Origin of the sequence: Pontiella sp. (assembly GCF_041622395.1) — a bacterium.
Lineage (GTDB): Bacteria > Verrucomicrobiota > Kiritimatiellia > Kiritimatiellales > Pontiellaceae > Pontiella.
On sequence record NZ_JBFJYW010000242.1, the window covers coordinates 1 to 5,879 of the forward strand.

A 5,879-nucleotide genomic window follows, 5' to 3' on the forward strand; every position below is an offset into this window, starting at 1 on the left:
ACGGTTTGCCAGCTTCCGGCAACCAAATCGTCGGTGGTTTCGAGCGCATAGCTTTGCCCGGCTTCGCCGTACCAACTGAAGCCCAGCGCCGAGCCGGACACCGTCATCCCGATGGCGCCGATTTCCACCTCGGCGGATCCGTACGATCCCTTGACGACGATGGTGTCGATATCGCTACCGCTCCACTCATTGTACCAATAGAAGGTGACGTTGGTGCCGGACAGGCCCTGATAGAGGTCTCCGCTCAAATCGATAACCGCGTTCTCCCACCCATCGCCGCGCAAGGGCGGAGCATCCACGCCCCAGAGCGCGGCAGCACCGGGGCCGCCGTCAAGACTGGTATTGAACATCGCCCAGCGGGTGGTGCCGCTCGTGGCGGTGCCCTGACGCAGGTCAAATGAGATTTCCGAGAGGTTCAGTACCACGTCGGCCGGGATGGTGATCGACCACGAAAAATAGTCCGTCGTCGGCGCGACACTCGGCCGCTCCGTCACATTTTTTGTTCCTCCATTCAGCTTGGCACAATAGCTTCCCGAAGTGGTTCCGCTCGCAATGGCGGTAGCGTCCTCCTTCACATCCAACGCATACCCGGTATAGCTCCAATCGGCGGAAACCGCGATGCCGTCGTCCGCGTTGAGATCGTCCGGAGTTCGGTCGAACGATGCGTCGGAATCGTCTTCGAAATCGACACCGGCAATGGCGACTTCCGACGGAGCGACGGGCGTGGTGGCCGAAGCCTGCTCCGATTCGGCGGTGGTGTTCTGGCCGGTCGAGGTATCGCGCGCCATGACGGTGTAGGTATAGGCGGTTTCGGCGGACAGCCCGGTGTCGGTATAGGTCGGGCTGCTCTGCCAGCTGCTGTCGTGGCCGCCGCCCGCCGTGCAGGTGAAATAATATTCCACACCGCTGAGGTCGCTGGCCGTGGTGGCGGTCATGGTGACCGAGTTATAGCTTGCCGCGGTCGGCGGCGTCGCCCAGGTCATCGGATTGGGCGTCGGCGGATCGTTATCGACCACGGCGGCTCCGCCACGGATTTCCAGGTTGTCGAACCGCGAGTCGTTGCTGAGGTTCGACGCGAGGCTGATGTAGTTTTCGTCGGTGCCGCTCCAAGTGAACGACCCAGAGGCGAAGGCGGTATAATCGTCATCGAAAAAGACGTTGTAGGTTACGGTCGATCCCGCATCGAAGCTCGCGAGGGTGTACTCGACCCGCATCGTGGTGGAGGCGTCCGGCAGGCCACCGATGACGGTCTCGGCCTCGTCCAACACGCCGTTTTTATAGATTTCCAGCGTATCGGTGGTATTGCGGTAGGCAACCACCAGATCCGAGACCTGGCTGACTGGATTCACGCCCGTTTGCGCGTCGAGGTCGGCCAGCGTCTGCCCCACCCCAACGGACATTTGGCGGCCGCTGCCCAGGGTCGAATACTCCGCGATGTCGACACTGATGCTGAAACCGCCGCCCGTTTCGATGCTCGGATCGACGAAGTTATGATTGTTGATGTAGACCAATCCGCCGTAGGCGCCGTCGCCCGCGGGACCGTTGATGCGCAGGGTGTTGTTGTTGATATCGAGCGTCACGGTGCCGATCGTCCGCCCCGTATAGTTCAGCGCGCCGAGATACCCGGATTTGCCATCGGTCGAGGCGTTCAAATCGGTGCCGGCATCGCGATCGAAGGTGTCCGCGAACATAACCGCCCCGGTGACACTCGAGGTGTTGAGGTTGACCACGGTGGAGGCTGGAACGCAAACGCCGTCGGTGGAGACCGCGGTGTAGGTTGAAAACCCGGAAGTGGGGGCTTCGAGATCCGTGTAGGTCTGGAGCGTACCGTCGAGCGCGGGCTCGATGACGACGCCGTCGCGCGTGATCTCGATGCCCGCATACGTCAGGTGGTTGGACCAGGTCAGGACAACGTCCCCATCGACCACGACACCGGCAAGATCGCTGAGGCTGGTATCGACGGTGTTGGTGAGCGGAGCGCACGGATCGCCGGGCATGGTGAAGACCAGTTCGTACTGGGTTACCCCCGGTTCGGAGGCGGTGTCGAGATAGGTGGTGTTGGTTCCGGCCAGCGCGCTTTCGATCTCCACGTCGTTGCGCAGCACCTGGACGCCGGTGGGCGTCTCGGTGCCGAGGCTCCAGGACAAGGTTACGCCGTCGGGCCCTCCCGTGGCGCGAAGGGCCGATGGGCAGCGCGCGGGCACGAGGTTGGTGATTGCGCCGGCCATGGCCATGCCGATGTCGAGGTAGGTCAGCGCGTTGCGGTTCCAATGGTAGCCTTGGTCGGCGGGCGAATCCGCGTAGTCGCGCCAGAAGTCGCGGGTATCGACCGTATAGACGTTGCCCACGAACTCGTCGTACTGCGCCACGTTGAGCTGCGCCTGCATCAGATCCAGGGCCAGCGTTTTACTTTCGTCCCACCCCTCCATCCCCGTGGTGGCAATCACGAACGGAAACGGCGCGCCGAGATCGGCGCGGATGTCGCGGATGAAGTTGGCCATGTTTTCTTCATATTCGGCGACATACGTTGCGCTGATGCGGTCGTTCCAGCCCTGATGCCAGCCGAAGCCGACGATCTCATAGCCTTGCGATTCATCATACTCCGGGAAATAGGTGCCGAGGTTGTCGAGGGCGTCGGCCACGACGCGCAGGGTTTCATTGTAGTAGAAGCCCGTGTCGCCGCTGGAACTCGGGGGCCGGAAGTCGACCGCCAGGCTCTTGCCGCCCCACGCGGCTTTGATGAGCAACACCTGGTTGGTGCAGTGGTCGTCGATCACATACCCGAAGCCGAGTTCGGGACCGATCTCGTCCGTAAGGTTGCCGTACCCGATGGTCAGGTCGCCGGTCCGCAGGTCGGTCGCGTCTTTCTCGTAGTGAATCCAGACCTTCTCGAAGGTCGCCCATCCGTCTGCATTTTGATCGTCCAAAACAAAACCGTAAGGCCCCGTCGGGTTGTTGGTCGACATGTAGTCGAGGGTTCCCGGCCGGCCTGTCGAAGAATAGAGTTCGCCCTGCCCCGCCATGTTGGACTGGCCCGAGAGCACATACACCTTGACCGGCCCCGGTTCGACCGCACCCACCGCGCCACTCATGAAAAGTGCCGCACCAACGGCCAGCAGGCCCGACCAGCCCTGGCGCAACCCGCATCCCGCCGGGCGCTTGACTCGATTCCGTGATTTCATCCCTTTTTCCCCGCTGCCTATGAATTCAACAATCCAATCCAAGTTTTCACCCAATAAGCTAGCACGAACAGCACTGCCGGCATTGTACCATTCAGGCGTCCATGTGCACGCTTCCTCGGATGCGGCAAGCGCCCCCCCGCGCCTTGCGGCTTGGTTGAGCGAAAAGGGCGGATGGACGGAGCGTTGAATCCAAACGCCCGTCCGCCTCACAACCAGAACCTGCAACGCGGGCTTGCTATCCTGTCGGTGCCGCTTAACATGCTCCTGCTTTTTTTGCTGATCGCTCTTTTTGGAAACAAAGGGGGTCAATTTCAACGGGGACCAAATCATATGAAGCCACGATATCTGATCTTTTCAATGCTCGTCATGAGCGCAAGCGCCCAACTGGAGAAGGCCACGTTCAAGCCCTATATGCACTTTGGGTACGAGGCGGACTCGCCCCAAAGCCACAACCGCGGTGCCTTCCATTACGTCAACGTGCATAACACCGTGTACCCCGACTCGGTGGGCAGCTTCTACCAAAGCGGGCTCTTCCACACGTGGTATCGGCCGGTTGAGATCTACGGCAAGGACGACTATAGCCGCGACAAATACGGATACCACTGCATGGAAGGCGGCGCGGGGTATAAACCCTATTTGCACTTCCGCTCGCAAAAAACGCCGCAAAAATTCACCACCGGAGCCGTTGCCGGAGGCTTTGGTTCGTTCTCGAACGGCCCCGGGCAAGGTGTGCCCAGCTTCGAGCGAGCCAAGAATTCGCCCTCGCTCGGATGGGATAAAAACCTCGGCCGCTACGGCGCCGCCCAACTGAGCAACCGCCTGATCTACCCGCTCGACGGCGTTGGCTTCAAAGAAGGTTCCAACAACCAGATGCTGGGCTACGGGTACTATGCCCTGCCGCTGACCGAACCGAAGAGCTCCACGGCGGGCACGGATGCCCCGTCGGGCAACCACTGCTGGACGCTCTTCTTCAACACCAAGAACTTTAGCGGTCCGGTATGCTTTTTCACCCCGTATCACTGGGCGAAGTATTCCATCGAAAACCCGCACCTGCATGGCCAATGCCTCGACAGTAGCTTCTTGAAAGTCAACTCGGTCTACCAACGGGAAACCAACGTGATTCCGGCCAAGCAATGGACGGCGGCCAACGGCGACGTCTACTACCGCATCTCGCCCTATACGCTTCCCGTGGATAAAGACGGCATCACCCGGCTGGGCTCGATGCCGATGACGTTCGATTCCACCAAGTGGGACCAGCTCGAAGCTTGGTTTTCCGGCGGCCAACCCGCCCCCGCCGGCTTTGGCGCCATTGGAAAGGAAATCCATCTTCGCAAAAACAAGACGGCCTTCTTCAACTTCAGGATGAACAAGACCATCCGGGTCGACACCAAGGATTTCATCACCCAAGTAAAGGACAGCGACCCCTCCGCCTCGGCCTACCGTTGGAACGGAACGCTTGCAACGCAAGCGTATCGTCCGGATCTGGTCAAACTCCCCGAGTACTATTGCTTGAAAAACGGTTCCAAAACCATCGTTGCCATTCCCGAACGGGATGTCCCGCGCGAAAGCAGACTGACGAAAGTCGACTTCCCGGCGGATGCGCGGGAGGACTTCGAGTTCGACGGATTCACCAACGACCCGATCACGACGCCCCTCAACCCGGAGTATACGTATAGCGACAAGGTCGTTGACGTCTGGAAAACGCCCGGCCCGGTCGCGGGCCCCTTCGTGACCCGGCTGAGCGACGGCAGCCAGGTTGTGTACTATTGGTACAAATTCAACGAGCAACCCGCCATTCTGAATTCCCACATGGACGACGCGGAGCGCGAGCTGATCCAAAAGCGCGTGGAACTGATCCATCGCCATTGGTCGAAGGACGATCAATACTTCCCGGACCCCGCGCAGGAACTGATCGCGCTCGACGACGGATTGATCGTCACCCCCCCGAAAGGGCTGGAAGCCGGCTACGTGCCCATCTGCGTGCACCAGCAACTCGCCGGCGAAAAGCTCCCCGACTTCAAAACCGTAAGGCGATAACCCGACGTTGCCCATCCGCTGGAAGCGTTCAGGAAACGGACGCTTCCAACGGCGGGAAACCCTCTTATTTGGCGACCTGGATTTTATAGAACCGGTTGGTTGGAGCGCCTTCCGGGGAGCGGTACGCCAGTTCCTCCCCCGATCCGGTCAGGTTGGAGGAGACCACCTGCCAAACGCTGGAAGCCAGATCGACTGATTCCAGCACGCGGTAGGTTCGCCCGGCCACGGAATCCCAGCTCAGCAGATAGCCCTCGCCGGAGGAATCTTCGGCAAAGCGCTGGATCTTGAACACGGAACCGGCGTTCTTCGGATGCGTTCCCGCCACATATTCATCCTGATTGGAGAGCCCGTCGCGGTCGTCGTCCTCCCCTGCGTTTTTGGAGAGCGTTTCCAGATACCGAACCTCCCAAACATCCGGCAAGCCGTCCGAGTCGGTATCGGTCGGGAGCTGCGGAGGTTGCTGTTCCGACGTGGTGTACACCAAGAAATCAAACATGATGTTCGCGCCCGCCGAACTCGAACTCTTGTTTCCGGTGGCCACGAGCTTGACCGTGTGGATTCCATTGGAAAGCGCCGCCTCGTAAACCACGGCCTGAGACGCCGAACCATGCGTATCGACATCCTCCGCGACCAACTCCCCATCCACGTAGATATCGCAGA

The 5,879-nt window shown here is 60.3% G+C and carries 2 protein-coding genes and 1 pseudogene; 1 reads left to right on the plus strand and 2 read right to left on the minus strand.

The window, feature by feature from the left end:
* A partial coding sequence (locus ABYO54_RS13045; protein WP_372808687.1) for a sialate O-acetylesterase occupies positions 1-3,182 on the minus strand: 3,182 nt, incomplete at its 3' end.
* 330 nt (positions 3,183-3,512) lie between these two features.
* On the opposite strand from ABYO54_RS13045, the gene ABYO54_RS13050 reads away from it, so the two are divergent.
* Positions 3,513-5,219, plus strand: a complete 1,707-nt coding sequence (locus tag ABYO54_RS13050; protein WP_372808688.1) for a hypothetical protein — start codon at positions 3,513-3,515, stop codon at positions 5,217-5,219.
* Positions 5,220-5,283: 64 nt separating this feature from the next.
* On the opposite strand, the pseudogene ABYO54_RS13055 reads toward ABYO54_RS13050, so the two are convergent.
* Positions 5,284-5,879: pseudogene (locus ABYO54_RS13055) on the minus strand (hypothetical protein); the annotation flags it as partial.

Excerpts from the sequence above, each read along its gene's own strand:
- ABYO54_RS13050 (WP_372808688.1), top strand. The coding sequence starts at position 3,513 with ATGAAGCCACGATATCTGATCTTTTCAATGCTCGTCATGAGCGCAAGC.